This is a genomic window from Bifidobacterium sp. ESL0769 (assembly GCF_029395495.1).
Classification (GTDB): domain Bacteria; phylum Actinomycetota; class Actinomycetes; order Actinomycetales; family Bifidobacteriaceae; genus Bifidobacterium.
The window spans coordinates 666,018-685,699 of the sequence record NZ_CP113918.1; the positions used below are offsets into that span (position 1 = coordinate 666,018).

At 53.2% G+C, this 19,682-nt stretch carries 16 protein-coding genes and 1 tRNA gene; 12 read left to right on the plus strand and 5 right to left on the minus strand.

The features are described from left to right. Window positions 1-44: 44 nt before the first annotated feature. Both OZX72_RS02580 and OZX72_RS02585 read right to left on the minus strand, forming a co-directional pair. Complete coding sequence (locus tag OZX72_RS02580; protein WP_277158863.1) at window positions 45-1,232, minus strand: MFS transporter; 1,188 nt, start codon at window positions 1,230-1,232, stop codon at window positions 45-47. A 227-nt stretch (window positions 1,233-1,459) separates the two neighbouring features. Continuing rightward, window positions 1,460-1,536: transfer RNA gene (locus tag OZX72_RS02585), tRNA-Pro, on the minus strand. 307 nt (window positions 1,537-1,843) lie between these two features. On the opposite strand from OZX72_RS02585, the gene lysS reads away from it, so the two are divergent. The 3 genes from lysS to OZX72_RS02600 all read left to right on the plus strand — a co-directional run bounded on the left by lysS (window position 1,844) and on the right by OZX72_RS02600 (window position 5,772). Continuing rightward, the gene (gene lysS, locus OZX72_RS02590) at window positions 1,844-3,508 is read left to right on the plus strand and encodes a lysine--tRNA ligase (protein WP_277158864.1); all 1,665 of its coding nucleotides are present in this window, start codon (window positions 1,844-1,846) and stop codon (window positions 3,506-3,508) included. A gap of 352 nt (window positions 3,509-3,860) precedes the next feature. Beyond that, the gene (gene menA, locus OZX72_RS02595) at window positions 3,861-4,898 is read left to right on the plus strand and encodes a 1,4-dihydroxy-2-naphthoate octaprenyltransferase (RefSeq protein WP_277158865.1); all 1,038 of its coding nucleotides are present in this window, start codon (window positions 3,861-3,863) and stop codon (window positions 4,896-4,898) included. A 127-nt stretch (window positions 4,899-5,025) separates the two neighbouring features. After that, window positions 5,026-5,772, plus strand: coding sequence for a phosphoglyceromutase (locus OZX72_RS02600; protein WP_277158866.1), 747 nt, complete (start codon window positions 5,026-5,028; stop codon window positions 5,770-5,772). Window positions 5,773-5,878: 106 nt separating this feature from the next. Here the strand turns inward: OZX72_RS02600 and phoU are convergent, their stop codons facing one another. Next, window positions 5,879-6,556 carry a phosphate signaling complex protein PhoU gene (gene phoU, locus OZX72_RS02605; protein WP_277158867.1) on the minus strand — a complete coding sequence of 226 codons (678 nt, stop codon included), beginning with the start codon at window positions 6,554-6,556 and terminating at the stop codon, window positions 5,879-5,881. 156 nt (window positions 6,557-6,712) lie between these two features. Beyond that, a complete protein-coding gene (locus tag OZX72_RS02610; protein WP_277158868.1) occupies window positions 6,713-6,970 on the minus strand; it encodes a hypothetical protein in 258 nt (85 codons plus the stop codon). A 117-nt stretch (window positions 6,971-7,087) separates the two neighbouring features. On the opposite strand from OZX72_RS02610, the gene manA reads away from it, so the two are divergent. From manA to OZX72_RS02630, 4 genes are all read left to right on the plus strand, one after another. Beyond that, entirely contained in the window at window positions 7,088-8,767 is a 1,680-nt protein-coding gene (gene manA / locus OZX72_RS02615; protein WP_277158869.1) for a mannose-6-phosphate isomerase, class I, read from the plus strand. 267 nt (window positions 8,768-9,034) lie between these two features. Next, on the plus strand, window positions 9,035-9,958 hold the full coding sequence (locus tag OZX72_RS02620; RefSeq protein ID WP_277158870.1) for a CHAP domain-containing protein: 924 nt from the start codon (window positions 9,035-9,037) through the stop codon (window positions 9,956-9,958). 256 nt (window positions 9,959-10,214) lie between these two features. After that, entirely contained in the window at window positions 10,215-10,949 is a 735-nt protein-coding gene (locus OZX72_RS02625) for a C40 family peptidase (RefSeq protein ID WP_277158871.1), read from the plus strand. Window positions 10,950-11,098: 149 nt separating this feature from the next. Continuing rightward, window positions 11,099-12,106: a universal stress protein gene (locus OZX72_RS02630; RefSeq protein WP_277158872.1), complete on the plus strand. Its 1,008-nt coding sequence runs from the start codon at window positions 11,099-11,101 to the stop codon at window positions 12,104-12,106. Window positions 12,107-12,220: 114 nt separating this feature from the next. Here the strand turns inward: OZX72_RS02630 and OZX72_RS02635 are convergent, their stop codons facing one another. After that, window positions 12,221-12,637, minus strand: a complete 417-nt coding sequence (locus tag OZX72_RS02635; protein WP_277143981.1) for an OsmC family protein — start codon at window positions 12,635-12,637, stop codon at window positions 12,221-12,223. 361 nt (window positions 12,638-12,998) lie between these two features. Here OZX72_RS02635 and OZX72_RS02640 point away from each other — a divergent pair, with 361 nt between their 5' ends. The 5 genes from OZX72_RS02640 to OZX72_RS02660 all read left to right on the plus strand — a co-directional run bounded on the left by OZX72_RS02640 (window position 12,999) and on the right by OZX72_RS02660 (window position 19,636). Then, window positions 12,999-13,799 carry a thymidylate synthase gene (locus OZX72_RS02640; protein ID WP_277159341.1) on the plus strand — a complete coding sequence of 267 codons (801 nt, stop codon included), beginning with the start codon at window positions 12,999-13,001 and terminating at the stop codon, window positions 13,797-13,799. 246 nt (window positions 13,800-14,045) lie between these two features. Further along, complete coding sequence (locus OZX72_RS02645; protein ID WP_277158873.1) at window positions 14,046-14,705, plus strand: dihydrofolate reductase; 660 nt, start codon at window positions 14,046-14,048, stop codon at window positions 14,703-14,705. 144 nt (window positions 14,706-14,849) lie between these two features. Then, window positions 14,850-15,359 (plus strand): low molecular weight protein-tyrosine-phosphatase, encoded by a 510-nt coding sequence (locus OZX72_RS02650; protein WP_277158874.1) that lies wholly within the window; start codon window positions 14,850-14,852, stop codon window positions 15,357-15,359. A 975-nt stretch (window positions 15,360-16,334) separates the two neighbouring features. Then, window positions 16,335-17,429 carry an ATP-binding protein gene (locus tag OZX72_RS02655; RefSeq protein ID WP_277158875.1) on the plus strand — a complete coding sequence of 365 codons (1,095 nt, stop codon included), beginning with the start codon at window positions 16,335-16,337 and terminating at the stop codon, window positions 17,427-17,429. Continuing rightward, window positions 17,426-19,636 (plus strand): S8 family peptidase, encoded by a 2,211-nt coding sequence (locus tag OZX72_RS02660; RefSeq protein ID WP_277158876.1) that lies wholly within the window; start codon window positions 17,426-17,428, stop codon window positions 19,634-19,636. The genes OZX72_RS02655 and OZX72_RS02660 overlap by 4 nt, the downstream gene beginning before the upstream one ends. Window positions 19,637-19,682 lie beyond the last annotated feature (46 nt).

Below are 19,682 nucleotides of genomic sequence, written 5' to 3' on the forward strand. Positions count from 1 at the left end.
AGTTCGTTCAGGTGTTGGTTGCAGACGAATCCAGGTTGCGAATTTCACACGTCGATCGGCTGCAAACGCTCGTAAGCGTCGGTGTCGGTTTCGTAGCGCAGCGAATAAATCGCAAGTAAAATCGTGGCCGTCAGGGCGAAGGGGATGCCGCCCAAAGCGGTGAAATGGTAGTTCATATGCGACATGTTGAGCATGCCGCCGCCGACCGTTGAACCGACCGCGTTGCCAAAATTGAACGCGACCTGCACCGCAGCTCCGCCGATCAGCTCACCGCCGCCTTTGCCGGCTTCAGCCAGCAGAAGTTGTTGTGGAGTGGAGATGAAGAACAGTGCGAACGAGATAATGAACGTGAAGATGGCGGTGTCGAACCTGTTGCCGGGCATGAAAAAGATTAGAACTAGACCGATGACGCTGAGGCATTGGCCGAGGCCTGCTGTTCCTGCGCTGCGCCAGTGGTCGGTCAAGTGGCCTCCAACGAGTCCGCCGATCACCATTGCGAAACCGGCAAGCATCATCAGCAGCGGCACCATGCCGGAAGTGTAGCCGCCGACTTTCTGCAACCACGGGGAAACGTAGCTCCACCAACTGAAAATGCCGGTATTGCCGGTGAATACCGCAAGCAAAATAACCCACGGTCCGGGTTTGGTCAGGAATTTGAACTGGCCGAGAATCCCGGCATCCTTCACCGGCTCGACGTGTGGCACCCAAACGGCCACCAATACTACGGTCAGTGCGGCGACACCTGCGAGAATGAGGAAAGCGAGACGCCAAGAAAGGTGCTCGGCGATGAACGTTCCGCCTGGCACCCCAAGCATATTGGCCACGGTCTGGCCGGTGATGGTCAGGCTGACGGCTTTTGCCTCTTTACCCGGGTCGGCGAGCGTTTTTGCCACGAGCGCAGAGGTGCCGAAGAACGCGCCGTGGGGGAGACCGGAGACGAAGCGTCCGATCACCAGCAGCGTGGCGTTCGGGGCGAACGAGCTGAACAGATCGCCGGCAAGCGCGATGGCCATAAAGATAAGAATCAGCTTTTTCGGCCCCATCTTGCGGCCGAAAATCAGCATCAACGTGCCGACGCACACACCGATGGCGTAGGCAGAGATGAAGTTACCCGCTGTGGGAATGCTCACGTGCATGTCGCGCGCGGCCTGGGGCAGGATGCCCATCATCACGAATTCCGCGGCTCCGTACGCGAACGCGCCACAAGCCAGTGCGAGCAGGCTTTTCTTCAACTTGACTCCTTATATGCGGTGTCCCAAGTATCCCTGTCTCTTCGTTTTCGTCAACCTTCATGATGCCGCGTTACTCCGGCGATACCTATTGGAAGCAGGCGCACGAAACGAGTATGGATGATGCCAAGAACCCAATTTGCTTAATGTCATAGTGTAATAAAGTGAAACGACGTATCTGCTACGTCTTAGACATGACGAAACCCCTTGAAAAGCAAGGGGTTTCTAGTTGGTCGGGCTGGCGAGATTTGAACTCGCGGCCTCTTCGTCCCGAACGAAGCGCGCTACCAAGCTGCGCTACAGCCCGATGAACAACAGCAATCATGATACAACGAACCCGGGGACGAGTCCAGCATGCGTGTCGGATGCAGATTAGTTTGTTGCCGTTGCCGGTTTTCAGGGAGGATATAGCAGGTAGCTACGATACTGGCATATTGGTCTGATTTTGCGTTGTTACCCGCACTAAGCAGGGTACATGTGTGGGGAAAGACGCATTTAGCGCGGCAGAATGCGTTGTTTCCCGCATAAATGTGTGTGGAGTGCGGGAAATGACGCAAATGGATCCGTAAGAACACATAATCGTGTGTATCGGCTGCTCGGTACACTCAGGGATTATGAGCGAAACGAATGAAACCGGCGAAAACCGGAACGAAGAAGAGGCCGAGACCCCGGTAATGTCCACTGTCGAGCGCGCGGAATTGCGCCTCAAGCAGGACGAGGCTATCGCGGAAAATATCAACGAAGGCAAGTCCTTCGACGAGTCCATCGACCCGACCAACAAGAAGTTCGGCCCTGAAGGTCAGCCCGAGCAGGTGCAGATGCGCGTGGCCAAGCGCGCCCAGATGTTGAAAGACGGCGTCGCGCCTTACCCGGTTGTGGTCGAGGTCAGCGACACGATTCCGCAGGTTCGTGCCAAGTACGATGGCAAGCTCAAGGCGGGCGACGAAACGCAGGATGTCGTTTCCATCGCCGGTCGCGTGCTTTTCCTGCGCAACGGCGGCGGCCTGTGCTTCGTGCAGCTTGCGGCGGGCGACGGCACTAAGATTCAGGGCATGATCTCCAAGAAGGAGATTGGCGCGGATTCGTTGAAGGCGTTTAAGCAGTTCGTCGATTTGGGCGACCATCTTTACTTGAAGGGTCGCGTGATTGCGTCCAAGACCGGTGAGCTTTCGGTCTTCGCCAGCGAGTGGAAGATCGCCGCCAAGGCCTTGCAGCCGCTGCCGGCGTTGCACAAGGAGCTTACGGAAGACACCCGCACGCGTAAGCCGTATATCGGTATGATTGCCGACGAGAACATTCGTAACATGGTTCGCAAGCGTTCCAAGGTCGTTACCTCGCTGCGTAATACCTTCGCCAAAGACGACTTCCTCGAGGTCGAGACCCCGATGCTGCAAACGGTACATGGGGGAGCAGCGGCTCGTCCGTTCGTCACCCATATGAACGCCTTCGACATTGACCTTTATCTGCGTATCGCGCCGGAACTGTTCCTCAAGCGCTGCCTGGTCGGCGGCATCGAGCGCGTCTTCGAAATCAACCGCGACTTCCGCAACGAGGGCGTCGACGGCACACACGCCCCTGAATTTACCATGCTCGAGGCCTATCAGGCCTATGGCAACTACGACACCATCGCGGCGCTGACCAAGAAGCTCATCCAGCAGTCCGCCATTGACGCGTTCGGCTCCACTAAGGTCACGCTCCTCGATGGCAGCGAATACGACTTCGGAGGCGAGTGGAAGCAGATTTCGATGTACGAGTCGCTTTCCGAGTCGCTCGGTGAGGAGATCACGCCGGAAACGTCCGTGGAGCACTTGGGCGCCATCGCCGACAAGCTTGGTGTGGAACGTGACGAGGTCGAGAACCACGGCAAGTTGGTCGAGCATCTTTGGGAGCACTTCTACGAGGCTGGCCTAGGTGCCGAGGTCCCGACCTTCGTACGTGACTTCCCGGTCGAGACGAGTCCGCTGGTCAAGGCCCACCGTTCCAAGAAGGGCGTCGTGGAGAAGTGGGACCTCTACGTGCGCGGCTTCGAGCTGGCAACTGGTTACTCCGAATTGAACGACCCGGTGGTGCAGCGCCAGCGCCTGGTCGACCAGGCCAAGGACGCGCTCGCGGGCGACGTCGAGGCGATGGACATCGACGAGGACTTCCTCGAGGCTCTGGGCGTCGGCATGCCGCCGGCCGGAGGCATGGGCATGGGCATCGATCGTCTGCTGATCGCCTTGACCGGTGCCACCATTCGCGAGACCATCACTTTCCCTCTGGTGAAGCCACTGAACTAACTAAGGTCGGCCCAACCTCCGATTATTCCGGTTATGCAGCAACGATTGTCTGCTTCCTTACAGTTTGCCCGGGCTTTTATATGATTTTGGCCCGGGCTTTCTTGTGCTCGTGGCACGGCCTTTTCACGGCCTTGGCCTGTTTATGATGGAATAATGGGGAATGTCAAGTGATATCTGCTTGATAGTGTCTGTTTAATACATCGATTGATGTAAACAAGTTGCTGGCCTTACCTCAGGTCGGCAACTTTTGTGTAAGAGACAATGTAGTCAAATTCTGCTATTATTTTACTGATTCAAACCATGGTGCCGTCGCAAGAGAAACGTCGGTTTTCCTTTAAGGAAGTTGGTCGCATTGAAGAATTTGGATTTGTGGGTCAACGGTTTGCGCCCGAAGACGTTGCCGGCCTCCATTGCGCCTGTATTGGTCGGCGTTGCTGCAGGATATCGTCTGCTGAAATCAGGGGCGGCGGGATGCGCCACCCCTGCAAACGAGATTGAGGGGTGTGTGGCGGCTCCGAGCGCTTTGAGCGCCCCGGCGGCCAGCATGCCGTGGGGGAAGTTTGCGCTGCTCGCGTTGCTCTGCATCGTTGTCGCGCTTTTCATCCAGATTGCGGCCAATTTCGCCAATGACTATTCCGATGGCATCCGCGGCACCGACGAGGGTCGAGGCGACGAGGAAGTCAAAACCGCCAAACCCCAGCGCCTCACCGTTTCCGGGCGGGTCAAGCCCGGTCAAGTGCTCGCCGCTGCCGGTGTCAACGCGTTCATCGCCTGTGTCGCAGGCCTTGCCCTCACCATCATCACCGGTCACTGGTGGCTCATCGCCCTCGGCATCGTCTGCCTGCTTGCCGGTTGGTTCTACGTCGGCGGCAAACATCCCTACGGTTATGCTGGCTTTGGTGAAGTTGGCGTCTTCATCTTCTTCGGCTTGGTTGCCGTACTCGGCACGCAATATGTGCTTACCGGACGTGTTAACGCCGAAGGCGTCTTGGGCGCTGTGCTCTGCGGCCTCTTCTCCTGCGCCATCCTCATGGTCAACAACCTTCGTGACGTCGACGAAGATAAGATCAGCGGCAAAATGACCCTTGGCGTGCGTCTCGGCCAGAAAAACGCGCAGACTGTTCTGTTCGTCACCTATCTGGTGCCTCTGGTGGTCACGGTCGTCGGTGCTTTCGTCCCGCTGGTTATGCTCTTCCATCACTTCAGCGTCGGCGGCGTCGTTCTTGCGGTCCTCGCCATCCTCTTCGCGTTGGTCTGCATCAAGGCGGCTACGGGCTTAGTCAAGAGTGTCAACGCCGGTAACTTTGTCAAGGCTCTGCCGATGTGCAGCATGACGGTTTTGCTGTTCTCAATCGTTTTCATCGTTGTCGAGATTGCCCTGACGCTCTAAGAGGTCATCGGTATGGCTTCGGTGTGGCCATAGATTCATAGGGGATTTGAGCGTGTGTGGCGAACAGTACTGTTAGCGCTAACAATTTTGCTGCCATACCGTCCCATTCATCGCCTACCATTGAACTATGTCTTATAAATTAGTATTGCTCCGGCACGGCCAGAGCGCATGGAATAAAACAAACCAGTTCACCGGCTGGGTGGACGTTCCGCTCACCGAGCAGGGCGTCGAGGAAGCCAAGCATGGTGGCCAGCTCCTCAAGGAGAAGAACGTTCTTCCCGACATCGTCTTCACCTCGCTGCTGCGTCGCGCGATTAACACCGCCAACTATGCCTTGGACGAGGCCGATCGCCTATGGATTCCAGTCAAGCGTAGCTGGAGGCTCAACGAGCGTCATTACGGCGCCCTGCAAGGCAAGAACAAGTCCGAGATCCGTGAGAAGTACGGTGACGAGAAGTTCATGATTTGGCGTCGTTCCTACGGCACCCCGCCGCCAGAGATCGATCCGAGCGACGAATTCTCGCAGAACAGCGATCCGCGTTACGCCGGCGATCCGGTACCCGAGACCGAAGCCCTGGCCAACGTGGTCACCCGCGTGACCCCGTACTGGGAATCCGAAATCGTTCCTGAGCTCAAAAGCGGCAAGACCGTACTGATCGCCGCGCACGGCAACTCGCTGCGCGCCATCGTCAAGATGCTCGACGGCTTGAGTGAAGAGGAAATCTCCAAGGTCAACATTCCGACGGCCATCCCGCTGGTCTATGAGCTTGACGAGAACATGAAACCGATCAAGCCCCGTGGCGAGTATCTCGACCCCGAAGCCGCTGCCGCCGGCGCCGCCGCCGTTGCTGCACAAGGCCAGGCCAAGAAGTAAGTTTCGACTTTACTTTTGCCAAATAAAAGGCGAATCGCATAGATATTATTGCGATTCGCCTTTTTGCTATTTTTATACGTAGTTTTATCAGTAAATTGTTGGAATCTCAGTCCTCGTCGAAATCGCGGGGCTCTTTGCTCGGATCGAATCCGGAAACGATATAAACGACCTGGCGGGCCGTGGAAACGGCGTGGTCGCCGAGGCGTTCCATGAAGCGAGCGGTCAAAACCACATCGATGAGCTGTTGTTTCGTGCCTTTCCATGCGTCATCGAGCACGAGCGCGAAAGATTCCTGATGCAGTTCGTCGAGTTTGTTGTCGTCTGCGATGACCTGTTGCGCCAGCGTGGTGTCGCGGTCGGAAAGCATCTCCGGCAATCTGTCGGCCGTGACGTCGAGGAATTCGCGCATACTCTCAAAAATGTGCCGCGTCTTTGTATCGTCCGGCAGTGCTGAGGCAGGGTAGGCCCGATGGGCCGTCTGTGCGATATGCTGCGCCAGATCGCCCATACGCTCGATGGTGGAAGCCAGCCGCAGCGTGGCGACCACTACGCGCAAATCCGTGGCCACCGGGCTCTGCTGGGCTAGAAGCTTCACGCACTGGTCGAGAATCTGTTTTTCCAATGCGTCGATGGCCGAGTCTCCGTCGATCACGGATTTGGCAGCGTCCATGTCACCGTCCATCAGTGCCCTGCCGGCCCCGTGAATCGCTGTGCAAACCCCGTTGGCCATGCGCTCCAGGTCATCGGCGACCGCCTTGAGTTCTTCGTTGTAGATGACGCGCATATGAGCTTCTTTCGTAGTGATTGGATACGCCGGTTATGCGTTGGTGGTTTTAATTATTGGTAAATAATGATAGATGATACGTTAGCGGATAAAGAATTATCGGGATAGACGAAAGTTGGATGGATGAAAATATAGAATAATAGAGACGTCGCCCCTTCAGTTCGCACCGAGCCTGCGATAATCCCAGCGGTCGAAATGCTCCCAAATCAGCATCAGCACGCCGATGAGGACTCCCGACGAACACAGAATGATCGCCTCAATGACGTGGAATCCACATGCGAGCAAAATCACGCTGACCACGAGGGCGATAACCCACCAGCTGGTGATAATCAGGAACGTCTTGCGCAAGTCGACCTGAACGGGTTTTGGCGCGGGCTTACAGACGTCGGGGTTGAGAATCGGGGCAAATTTCATAGAGCCAATTTTAGTATCGGGGGTTAACCTTAAGTTGGCTATACGCTGATTATGTATGCAAATCAGTATGAGAGCCATGAGAGCATAGAGGAAACGTCAGTACGAGGAGCCTTGCACGTGTATTCGATTCACCCGGTCATCAAGCGGTATGCCTGGGGTTCCTATACCCATTTGCAGGCGATGTTCGCCTCCCAGCTGTCCTCGAAACTGCCAATGCAGGGTACGCCTTTGTTTGCCAATAGCGAGAATCAGGTATCGCAGGGTGAGCGTAAGCCATCCGTAAGGGAAGCCCGGCAGTCTCAATCGCAACCTGAAATTCACAAGGAAACCGGTGATAGACCGCTGGCCGAGATGTGGTTCAGCGGTCATGCACAGTGGCCTTCACAGGTGGATCTCAATATGCAGAAAGCCTTGGAAGAGCTGTCGCAAGAGAAGCAGCACAAGCGAAATAAGGCGCTGGCAAGACTGCGAAATTTACGGGTGCGTAGCGTCGAAACGTCCGATGATTCCAATATTTCCATGGCTCTGACCGATCTCATCCACGCAGATCCTGAAGCCATGCTTGGCGTTCGCTGTTCCGATAAATTCGGTCCGGTTCTGCCATATCTTCTTAAAGTGATTTCCGCGCGTATCCCGCTTTCCTTGCAGGTCCATCCCATCGATTTCCAAGCGCGCGCCGGTTTCAACGCCGAAAACGCGCAGCACATAGCAATGGACGCGCCCGAGCGTTCCTTCAAGGATGCGGTGGCGAAAAACGAGATGGTTGTCGCGCTGGAGCCGTTCGAGGCATCCGTCGGTTTCGCGACTCCGACGTTCATGCTTTCCAATCTGACGCTGGTGGACCATCCGCTTGCCCGACGCATGGTGGAGGCACTTACACCGCAATCACATAATGATGTGTATGGGATGCATAGCGTGCCTGTGATACATGGTGTCCATGGAATGCATGGTAGGTTCGTCACCCCGCAGCATGCCTTGGCTTCGGGGCCGGAAAACGATGATTTTGCCGAAGCTGACGCGATGATGCCCATAGCTTCTGCGGTCTGGCAACCGTCGCACAAGCGGATTTTCCGTGCATTCCACACTGCCGTTGTCGCCGGACCGGTCAGCGGCTTACACGAGGCATTGGCGAGCGCTGCTGCCGAGGTTTCCGACGAGCGCTCGCAGCTTGCTTTCCATCATGCCCTCGCCGCCGAAGAAGCGTTTCCGGGGGACCCCAGCGTGCTTGCGTTGCTGATGATGAATCCGCTGGCATTGCAGGAGGGTGAGTCCGTTTTCATTCCAGCTGGCACCCCACACGCCTATATCCATGGCACTGGCGTGGAGATTATGACCAATTCGGATAACGTATTACGTGCTGGTATGACGGTGAAGCACAAGGATATTTCGGACTTCCTGCAAACTCTCGATTGCGACCCGTCTTCGCCCATCGACCCTAGCGTCAGTTGGATGACGGACTGGGGCGGAATGTTTGGCAACCGGGTGATTTATCGGCCGAAAATCGACGAGTTCATGCTGAGTTTTGGCCGTGTCGGCACGCAGCAGCGTCCTTGGCCGATGATGGAGCGGCTTTCTCGCCGTTATGGCCGGCTCATGACCAAGGTTTCGCTTACCAACCGGCATTTCGGCCCGCGAATCGTGGTCTGCCTCGAAGGATCTGTGAGGGTGGTCAGTTCGCACGAATCTAAGATTTTGCGGCAAGGCGAGGCAGTTTTCGTGCCCGCCGTTGATGGCCGTGTGCAGTTGGATTCGGATAGCGAGGTCGGCACGTTCATCATGGCTTCCACGCAGGCTTGAGCGTGTCTTGGCAACGCCGTTATAGATGTATTGATAAGCGTAAATATTGTGAAGGAAGTGTGACACGCCGATGGACCGATTGGATTCTGCGGTTTTTGGAAAGCGGTAATCGTATCCTGTTTCGAAAAATCATGGTGTGAAAGTAATCTGGTAGCAGAAAACAGGAAGTGTCGGATGCGCTTTACGGTGTCTTATTGATACGCTGTTGTACCGGTAAAGCTCGTCTAGGCATTTTCCATTGAAATGTTGTCCGCAAGGAGTTGGTTTATGGTTCACGGTGCGCACAAAGCGCGGAGAGCAACGAAACGGTCTAGTGCCGTCTCCTCACTCTTCTCTCCTGCAAAGGGGACGCATTCGCTTGAAGCGGTGCGGCAGGTGCAGGCCCAGGCCACCAATGGCGCTACTGTCGGCTTGACCCCTGAGGTCGTCGACAAGCTCAACGAAATCGTACCTGAAACTCGTCGTTCCATCCGTTTGGCCCGTGAGTCCGAAAACCGTCGCCATGCAGTCGTCGTTTCTGCTTCGTTGGCCGCGTTGGTTGGCGCTGCTGCCACCGCTGCGATGGCGGGTAATCCCACCAAGCCTACCTTCGATGCAGCTGGAGAAGCCACCACTACTTCCACACTGAAACCGATTAATGCCGCTTCGCGCTCGGAAGACCGAGTTCCGTTGCAATCCAATGGTACGCAAGGCACGTGGAGCTTGGGGGAGTCCAACACCTCGCTCGATGTTTCCGCAATGTCGAAGTCAATTGCCAATAATCCGCAGATCGCAAGTCTGATGGATCAGGATTACAAGGTTTTGCCCGCGGGCTTCAACCCGAACCATGCCACCGGTGATTTTGGTAACAACTATGAGTTCAGCCAGTGCACGTGGTGGGTTTACGTCCGTCGCCATCAGCTTGGGCTTCCTGCCGGTTCCCAGATGGGTAACGGCGCTCAGTGGGCCGATTCTGCGCGTTCCTTGGGTTACTGGGTCGATCGCTCGGCCCGCCACGTTGGCGATATCATGGTTTTCGCGCCCGGTCAGGACGGTTCCGATTCATCTTATGGCCACGTCGCCATCATTGAGAAGATCAATTCCGACGGTTCCGTCACCACTTCCGAGTGTGGCGCTGCGTTCCAAGGCAAGACCTTCTCGAAGACGTACACCGCCGCGCAGGTTGCCGCACATCAGATTATTCATTACTGAGGTTGCAATAGGCAGCTCAAGACGTCCAGGACATGCTGGGGTAGAGGTTTCCTTTCCGTTTATTTTTATTACTTTTTGCTTTCACAGAAATTTGTGAAGGTTGTATTTTCTTGGGCCTGCGTTCTGACATACTCTATTTCGCTTGATATTCAGGGAATCTGGACTTCCGAAAGTAGTGCAATTACTGGCCAAAATCAACGTTTCTGAAGGTCTTCGCCGCTCAATTTTGTTGTGGCTCCATGATAACCTAAGTTACATGATGAAAGCTTCGAAGATCTGTGCATCCTTGGCCGCGCTTGCACTTAGCGCCTCAGCCGTCATTGCATTCTCTCCAACCGCCTTTGCTGCCAACGAGGACAACGACCCGGTCACTTCCTCCCGTTCCTTCCGCAAGGTCAATACCGTGCGTAAAGACCTCTTGAAGGAGTCGACGTCCACCGATGTCGATGCCAAATCGAATTGGGGAGGCATCGAATCCCTCGATGTGCCGCAAACCGAGTCCCAGGCCGAAAAGGACGCCGCTGCCGCCAAGCAACGCGCGGATGCCGCCGCTGCAAGCGCAGCTGCCGCATCACGTTCCGCAGCAAGGGATTCTCTTTCCGCAACTCCGCAGAATTTCAACATCACGCCTCCCAACGGGCAGTCTGTCGCCAGCTTGTTGGCTTTCGCCAATCAATTCGTAGGCGTGGTTCCTTACAAGTACGGCGGTAACACCCCAGCCGGTTGGGATTGCTCGGGAATGGTCCAATATCTTTATGCCAATATGGGTATTTCGTTGCCGCACGGTTCCGGCGCACAGGCTACTGTCGGCACTGCAGTGCCCGATATTGCCCACGCGATGCCCGGCGATATTCTTGCCAATTCTGAACACGCGGCGATTTATGTCGGCAATGGCATGGTGGTCAATGCGTTGAATCCTGGTGCGGGTACGGCTTACACGCCTCTGTGCTATGCCTTTAGCAGCGCGTATTCTATTCGCAGGCTGCTGTAGTTTTCAGCAATGTTTAATATTAAAAATAGAGCGCGTTCCTTCGGGGGCGCGTTTATTTATATGCGCATAATTGGTTCCTCTGCGTCAAGGCTGGTATTCTAAGAGTAGAGCCGTTATGAACGGCGTTAACGTATGTCAAGGAGGTAGTCATGGTAAACGACAAGGCTATTCTGGTAGGTGTGGATGGTTCGCAAGCCAGCTACAAAGCAACTTGGTGGGCGGCGAACTATGCCAAGCACGCAGGGTTGATGCTACAGATCGTCTGTGCGTATTCGCTGCCGAGCTATGCTGCGGTTTCGTTTGATTCCACATACACTTCGATGGGCGACGACAATGCTGCGCACATCGATGCGCAGGAAATTCTTTCCAAGGCCAAGGCCATCGCTGACGAACAGGGCGTTGAGGCGCAGACGCTGATTGTCACCGGTGATCCCTCTTCGGTCTTCGTCGAGCTTTCGCGTAACTACAACCTCATTGTCATCGGCAACCGCGGCAAGGGCGGCCTGGCCGAGCGATTGCTGGGAACCACCAGCTCATCGCTGCCGGCTTATGCTTATTGCCCGATTATCGTGGTTCCGTATACTGACGACGACGGCAAGACCATGCATTTGAACAACACCATCAAGCGTGTAGCCGTTGGCATCGACGCCAGCGCATGGGGTTTGAAAGCGCTGCAGATTGCGGCGGACCTTTCCGCTGATCGTGGCGCCGAACTCGACGTCATCGACGCGGTGGCAGGCCTGCAAGGCGTCAGCGATGAGGACGGCGTTTACGATTCCTATATGGAAGATCTGGAGACCCAGATTGCGCCGGTCCGCAAGGCTCATCCGGAGCTTAAAATCACCAAGACCATCGTTCCGGAATCAGCCGTCAGTGCCCTGACCAAGGCCAGCTATGACCACGACATCGTGGTGGTCGGTTCCCGCGGCAAGGGCGGGTTCACTGGTCTTCTGGTTGGTTCCACCAGCCAGGGGCTCATCCAGCACGCGGCCGGCCCGGTTTACGTGGTGCCGCGCAAGTACGTCGAAGCTGAGAAGTCCCGCTCTGACGGCGCCATCGAGGGTATCGAAGGTGTCGAGCAGGTTTCGGTGAAGACCGCCGACAGCTCCGCAGCCGAAGCCATCGAGTCTTCCATCGATCCAGAGCACAAGAACTGATTGCCGATAATCGTATAACGATATAAACGATAAAAGGGTGGTACCGATATCCTCAATGGATGATCGGTACCGCCCTTTTATATTTATATTCGGATTGTTGGTAAAGCGATGAAACTACTTAGTGAGCACCTTGACTTCCATACTCACCGGCGTCGCGCGCTCATAGGTGTGCATTACAGTGCAGGACTTTTCGATGTGCTTTTCGACGCGGTCCTTGAGCTTCTCGACGTCCTCGCCGTGGATGCCGGCGCTTTGAGCGTCGACAACGACCTGCTCGCGGAAGGCGGTGTAGCCGTCAGCCTCGCGGTCGTAATCGCCATCGACGGTGATCTTCGCGCCCTTGCCTTCACCCAGCGAATTCTCAATGGTCATCTGGCTGGAAAGTGCGCCGCAGCCCGCCAGTGCCACCTTCATCAGATCGCCGGGGTTGAACAGGCCCTTGCCGTGCCCGAACTTGATGTGTGCGCCGTCGTCGCTGAACGCGTCCCAGGAACCGTCCTTGTTGCGCTCCACCCACAGTTTCTTTGCCATTGCGACCTCCTCGCGGTTGTGCCTCGTTTTTGCAGAGGCGTTTCCCTACCAATCTAACCCCAAGCCCCGTCGTTATCCGTGTGCGTTTTGGTACGAAACTTGGTGGACGAACAGGATACATCCGAATCCGTGTATTTTCTGGCAGTGAAACGAATGCGGTGTGTCAGCGTCGCACGCGACAGTGGTTCGGGCTTCGTCAGTGACCGTTTTCAGCTGGGTGCGGTGTGGATGCTGGAAAATGGTCATTTTGTCACAAGCGCAAGGCCAATACTGGTTGCTAGAATGAATAATTATGTTGACTCAAGAACAGCTCGAAGAAATTCGTCAGAGAATCCCTGCACGCCCGGTAACCGATATTCCCATGCCGTACGAGGATTTGGTACGCGACATCCTGACCAACGGGACGCTCAAGACCGACCGTACGGGCACGGGCACGATTTCTCTGTTCGGTCGCCAGATGCGCTTCGATCTTTCTAAAGGCTTCCCGCTGTTGACCACCAAAACCGTTTATTTCAAAGGCATCGCCTACGAGCTGCTGTGGTTCCTTAAAGGTTCGAGCAACGTACATTGGCTGCAAGAGCACAACGTACACATCTGGGACGAGTGGGCCGACAAAAACGGCGATCTAGGACCGGTTTACGGTGTGCAATGGCGTAGCTGGCCGGCACCGACCAAGGGTGACCCGAACCGCACTATCGATCAGATTTCGAATGTGCTGAATCTCATCAAAACGCATCCTGATTCCCGTCGTATGGTCGTCACCGCATGGAACCCGGCTGAGGTCGAGCAGATGGCGTTGCCGCCCTGCCACGCCCTTTTCCAGTTCTATGTAGCTGACGGCAAGCTCTCCTGCCAGCTATATCAGCGTTCCTGTGACATGTTCCTCGGCGTGCCATTCAACATCGCGTCGTATTCGCTGCTCACGTTGATGATGGCGCAGCAGACTGGCCTCGAACCGGGGGAGTTCGTTTGGACCGGCGGCGATTGCCATGTCTACGACAACCACATCGAGCAGGTCTTGACCCAGCTTGGCCGCGAGCCTTATCCATACCCACAAATCGAGATTCGCAAGGCCGATTCCATTTTCGATTACCAGTATGAGGACTTCAAGATCGTCAATTACCAGCATCATCCGGCCATCAAGGCGCCGGTTGCTGTCTGAAGTGAGATTAATCGGCTGAGGGTTTAGGTTAAAGACTGGCGTCGAGGTCCGGTGGGGTAGTTGAGATCAATTGAGTACTATCTGAACGGCTAAGTTAAGTTCCGGGTTGAGATTCAGTCAAAACCAACTATAAGTCCTCGTTAATCCCAGATTATGGCCGGTTTTAAGCCCGTTTCAATCCGCGTGAAATTGCGTCTGAGCCGTTGGTTAAACTAGAAATACTGCCTAATTCAAGGAGTACATGAAATGGAGCATGACAGTAGCCGAACTGGCTATCACGAACCCAAGCCCGGGCTTGCCGGGCAAAAAGTCACCGAGGACTGGGGAGACGATGTCGTCAAGACGTTCTCGGTCAATCTCATCTGGGCGTGTGCGCAGGATCTGCAAGGCCGTCCCGATGCGATGGGGTTTAAAGGCGGGATGCCTTGGCATCTTGCCGAAGACATGAAGCGTTTCAAAGAGCTGACCGTTTCGCACCCGGTGATTATGGGTCGAAAGACATGGGATTCGCTTGATCCGAAATACCGGCCGTTGCCGAACCGCGACAATATCGTCGTCTCCCACGATCCGAACTGGCGTGCTGCCGGGGCAACCACGGCCAACGATATCGATGCAGCGCTCGATTTCGCTCGTCAGGAGGCCATTCCTGACGATGGCCTGGACCGCAGCGAGATCTGGGTAATCGGGGGAGCACAGCTGTTCCGTGCCATTATGCCGTTTGCCAACAAAGCCTATGTCACTTACATCCGTGGCCGTTTCGACGCGGACACGTATGGGCCGGACATGGACGAATTGGTGCGTGATGGGGCCTGGAGCCTGCAGGATGACGGTCCGTGGATGACTCCCCGGAAGCCGGAAGGCGCCGTCGAAGCGTATCGTTTCGTCACCTATCATAAGAATCAGTGAGCTTATTTTTTAAGTATTGACGCAGATATGGCTGCTGTTGGGGCTATGTCTGCGTCTTTGTTTTTATATGCTATTACGGTCGATTCGTTATGATGGCTGTAGTAATGTCATCCAGACTTCCGATAAACGAAAGACAGCCCAGCTATGTCAAATCATCCATACACCGTCATGACCGTCTGCACCGGCAACATCTGCCGTTCCCCGATGGCCGAAATCATCCTGCGCTCCAACTTCGAGGAGCGCGGGCTGGGCGATAAGGTACGCGTAATGTCCAGTGGTGTCAGCGATGAAGAACATAGCCATCCAATCGACCCGCGTGCTGTGCGTGTGCTGCGTCAGCGCGGCTATGAGATTCCCAAGCATCATTTCGCACACCGCATCACGCAGGAAGAAATCGACGAAAGTGACCTGTTCCTGCCAATGACGGCTTCGCACGAAAGGGGACTGCTGCGTCTACTGCCCGCAGATAAAAAGTCCGAAGTACATCTCTACCGCAGCTTCGACCCGAATCTGCCCAAGCCCGCGCCCGGACGCGAAAGCGACATCGATTTGGTCGACCCGTGGTATGGAGGCCCGCGTGACTTCGAAATCGCCATCGACCAGATTGACGGCGTCGCTCCCTACATTGTCGATTGGGTGTCCAAGCAGCTCTGAGCGGCTGTTCGTTTGAACTGTAGGCAAGTGACAGCAGCTATAACTCCGCTGCGTTGAATGAAAAAAATAAAAAACTTCTGGCGACCGGTAAGAATATCGGTTGCCAGAAGTTTTTTCTTCAGCTTCTGAAATTTATATCAGAACAGCGTCGGAATTGGGAAATAGGTGAAGAAATCAGCTGCCCACTTCGCGAGATTAGTAACAATCTGCCAGAACATAAGCACCTCCTTGATTGCTTCTTTTAAAAGCATTTTTATTATAAACAGATAATATCTATCAAACAAGAATTACTTTGAGCGTAATGTTTGTGACCCATATTGTTCCAGGCTTTGCCGCTAAAAATTTTGAGGGCAGATGCACCTCTCGCCCCGTAACTGTTTTCGGATATTAGGCTGACGGCCACATTGAAAGTCAGACTTATGCCTAGTGTTCAGTTGCGGCTTCACCAGAAAGCTCAATTCGTCGGCTAGGTTCTCAGTGAGTTATCTCCGCAATTGAAAAATCAGTATGGTGCCTTGCCATGCGCGTGGGCGAGAAATCAAAAAGCCTCGAAACCGTTGGAATTACTTGATCGAGACCTGAGTGGTGGCTCCGAGCGGTATCGATCCGCTGACCTAACGATTTAGTTTTCAGGATTTCCAAGAGTTACTGCTGGGTGCTGTGAATTGCTATGAGCTTCTCCTCATTGAGATTGAGGTTGCTATTTTTTATTTTTGGTTTTCATTGTTTGCTGTTGAATCTGCTGGGTAAATGCTGGGTGATTTTAGATTTGATTAACACCTGTATCTAGATCTTCAAATTGGAATGAATGATTTTTTGCCCGTGTTTTAGTACAATGCAAACTAAGGTGTCTTCTAAGCTGAGCCTTGAATCATCGATATATTCACAAGGCAAAATGACTATTTTAATTTTATTTTTATAAGATTAGTCATTTTTATGCGTTTCTTTTTCCTTGGTATTGTTAGGATTGTTTTTATGAAAGACGAAAAGGAAAAATACTTGGATGAAATAGTCCAATTATCGCGCCTTGGACTAGAGCATAAAAATGATGATTTACGGATGTATGTTCGACGGCTGGTGCGGCGGTACCAAGTTAGGGAACCGGATGTGGCTTCCCAGCTGTCATCTTGTCTGAAGAATGCTTCAGTGGAAGTCCAGGACCGTTCGGTACTTCGCTCATCTTCGAATAATTTGTTGTTTTCTGGTCCCGTGTCCTCGGAGAAACCGCGTTTGGCACCCCAGGTTGAATCTGAACTAGATGAAATCGTTCGGGAAAGAACACATTATAAGGATTTAGTCTCTGCTGGTCTTTCTCCTGTCGCCTCTGCTATATTTACAGGTCCTCCCGGGGTAGGCAAAACGATGGCGGGGCAGTGGCTGTCTTCACAGTTACATCTGCCTATGTATAAGCTTGATCTCGCTTCGGCAGTTTCAAGTCGTCTTGGTGAGACAGGGAACAATTTGCAATCAGTGTTCCTAAGGGCGTCAAAGGAACCGTCGATATTATTCCTTGATGAAATCGACTCTATTGCGAAAACAAGGGCCGACGGCAGGGATATTGGTGAGATGAAGCGCCTCGTGACAGTGCTACTTCAGTTGTTGGATATGTGGGATGGTAAGAGCATCGTTTTGGCGGCAACAAATAATGCCGAGCTCATAGATTCTGCCGTGTGGCGTCGTTTTGAGTTGAAAATTGACTTTCCTATGCCTTCTTCAGAAGATTTATCGGCAGTTCTCAAGAAGGATATGCAAATGAATGGCACTCATCTTGACGATGTTTATTTGCAGCTGCTGGTGAGAGTGTTAAACGGGGAGTCATATAGCGATGCTCGCACTATCGGGAAATTGATTAGAAAGCGATCAATTCTGGATAAACGGACCTTGCAACAATCCACGCTCGAATATGCCGAAGGAAAGATTAAGGTTCTTCCGCATAAAGAACGGATTGATATTGCAAAAAGTCTTGCTGGTGAAGTTGAACTGAAACAAAGAGAGATTAGTGAAGTCACTGGTGTGAGCCGTGACACGATAAGGAAGTTTTCTAAACAGGTTGAGAGGAGAAACAAATGACCCGGCGTTATCTTATAGGCAGAGGCGAGAGACTCACGGATACGGTTAAAGTACCTCCCGGAGGTCGTCCTAAGAAAGGGCCGTATGACTATGAAGAATCAAGGGAGAGACTGCTTCCCGAACTGGCAGAGACCATTGATTCTTTTGTTCAAGACAAGGCCTACGCGCCGAATGATGTGCATGTTGTACAATTCATTTTGCATCCGGCGTATCTTGCGAAGTCCTATCATCCAAGTTCCTTGATTCGATCATTTGGTTTAGTGATGGCCGGTAGCAAGCCTGTTGAGATTACCACGCAGGATGATTCCGAGACACAAAAGCGGTTGACCTCCTCTCTGTTGCTTGCAGGAGGGAAAAATGCTTTCAGGAGTTTTCTTTCCGCGCTTCAAGAGACGAAGAACCCTGAAGATGGCGAAGCAATTGATGAAATTAGAAAGATTGAAACCATCAAAAGTTTCAGTTCGGCAGACAAATTGCATGAAGGCCAGAATAACCAGGATTGGTATGAGCTGGTGTTGCAGACTTTCGAAGGTTCGTTCTGCCAGGATAACTGGAATTTACTAAGGAAAACAGCGACTTCTTTAAACATCACTTTTGACGAGGATCTTATTTTTACCGCTAGGAATTTGCAGTTCATTCCCGCGCATGGTTCCAAGAAAGCGATGGAGCAATTATCTCTATATACGACATTGCGTGCAGTCCGTCCAATGCCGAAACTCAGGCTAGAACCTATCGGGAATGGCCCGATTAGAGCGGTAGATAATGTGCAAGTCGATCTTCCTGATTTTCAGATGGGCAATGGGGACGAACCCTCAGTGGCTGTGTTTGATGGTGGATTACCCGAAGAGTCAGAGAATCCCATGAGGGATTGGACCGATTATAGCTTGGCCAATCCTGTTGCCAACACGGTTCCGGAGTATGCAAAACATGGATTGGCTGTGTGCTCGGCCTTGGCATTTGGCGATATCCGTGGACAAATCGAACCTTTGCACACAAAGATATCCGCGGTTCGGGTTTTGGACAGTACGAGCGCCGACGACAATCCTCTTACTCTGTGTTCGGTGCTCAATAATATCGTCGCCGAACTGCAGGAACGGCATTATGATTATGTCAATCTCAGTCTTGGGCCTGACGTACCCATTGAAGATGATGATGTTAGTGCGTGGACGGCAATGCTTGACGATTTGCTTTCATCGGGCGACACATTGATGACCGTAGCTGCAGGCAACAATGGTCATCTGGATAGGGACATAGGAAACGCACGCGTGGAGATTCCCGGTGATTCGGTTAATGCTCTTTGCGTTGGTTCTTCGACTTCCGAAGATTTTGCGTATGAGCGTGCGTCATATTCAGCAGTGGGCCCTGGGAGGAGGCCGGGATTGATAAAGCCGGATCTGCTGGCTTTTGGCGGCATTCCAGACAATGAATTCCATGTGCTTTCGTCAGGGACGACACCTCGGATAACAACGACTATGGGCACTAGTTTTGCGGCTCCGATGGTTCTGCGTAAGGCAGTTCAAATTTGTGAATTGAGCGGACGCAATCTGACACCGCTTGCGATTAAAGCATTGCTTATCCATACCGCAGAAAAAGAGGATGGTGCGGAGATTGAAGAAGTTGGATGGGGCAGGGTGATGCCTGATGCCGAGAGTATTCTTGCCAGTGAAGGTGAGAACGCTACAGTCGTTTATCAGGGTTCGCTCAGTCCAGGAAAATATTTAAGAGCTCGTATTCCAGTACCCAAAGATTTATATGGTGCAAGAGGGAAAGCGGACATCACTGCTACTTTTACGTTTGCCAGTAGGGTGGACCCTCAGTGTCCGGACGTATATACCCAGTCGGGTCTTATAGTGACGTTCCGACCTTCTATGGAAGCTCGTGAAGATGGTAAGATACCGAAAAGTATTCCATTCTTTACTTCGCAGAAGTATGAAACAGAAAATGACCAAAGGAATCGACGTTATAAATGGGAAACGGTATTACATGATCATAAATCTGTTTTCTATTTGGATTTATACAAACCAGTGTTCGACATTCATTATGTTTCCAGGGAAGAGGGGGCGCAATCTTCATCGACGGAACCTATACACTATGCTTTGGCGATTACACTTCATGTGCGAAATTCCCGTGATTTGACTGGACAGATTCTGCATCAGTATCCTGAGCTAGAAGAATTCATTCCTGTCGAAGGGCTGACAGCGGAATGAGGACAAAACAGCATACGAAATTTCTAGGATATCGTCAGAATGTGTG

Bases quoted from the DNA above. Each gene is read 5' to 3' on its own strand.
- lysS (WP_277158864.1), top strand. From the start codon at position 1,844: ATGAGCGAAACGAATGAAACCGGCGAAAACCGGAACGAAGAAGAGGCC.
- OZX72_RS02600 (WP_277158866.1), top strand. From the start codon at position 5,026: ATGTCTTATAAATTAGTATTGCTCCGGCACGGCCAGAGCGCATGGAAT.
- phoU (WP_277158867.1), bottom strand. From the start codon at position 6,556: ATGCGCGTCATCTACAACGAAGAACTCAAGGCGGTCGCCGATGACCTG.
- OZX72_RS02610 (WP_277158868.1), bottom strand. From the start codon at position 6,970: ATGAAATTTGCCCCGATTCTCAACCCCGACGTCTGTAAGCCCGCGCCA.
- OZX72_RS02620 (WP_277158870.1), top strand. From the start codon at position 9,035: ATGGTTCACGGTGCGCACAAAGCGCGGAGAGCAACGAAACGGTCTAGT.
- OZX72_RS02625 (WP_277158871.1), top strand. From the start codon at position 10,215: ATGATGAAAGCTTCGAAGATCTGTGCATCCTTGGCCGCGCTTGCACTT.
- OZX72_RS02630 (WP_277158872.1), top strand. From the start codon at position 11,099: ATGGTAAACGACAAGGCTATTCTGGTAGGTGTGGATGGTTCGCAAGCC.
- OZX72_RS02635 (WP_277143981.1), bottom strand. From the start codon at position 12,637: ATGGCAAAGAAACTGTGGGTGGAGCGCAACAAGGACGGTTCCTGGGAC.
- OZX72_RS02640 (WP_277159341.1), top strand. From the start codon at position 12,999: ATGCCGTACGAGGATTTGGTACGCGACATCCTGACCAACGGGACGCTC.
- OZX72_RS02645 (WP_277158873.1), top strand. From the start codon at position 14,046: ATGGAGCATGACAGTAGCCGAACTGGCTATCACGAACCCAAGCCCGGG.
- OZX72_RS02650 (WP_277158874.1), top strand. From the start codon at position 14,850: ATGTCAAATCATCCATACACCGTCATGACCGTCTGCACCGGCAACATC.
- OZX72_RS02655 (WP_277158875.1), top strand. From the start codon at position 16,335: ATGAAAGACGAAAAGGAAAAATACTTGGATGAAATAGTCCAATTATCG.
- OZX72_RS02660 (WP_277158876.1), top strand. From the start codon at position 17,426: ATGACCCGGCGTTATCTTATAGGCAGAGGCGAGAGACTCACGGATACG.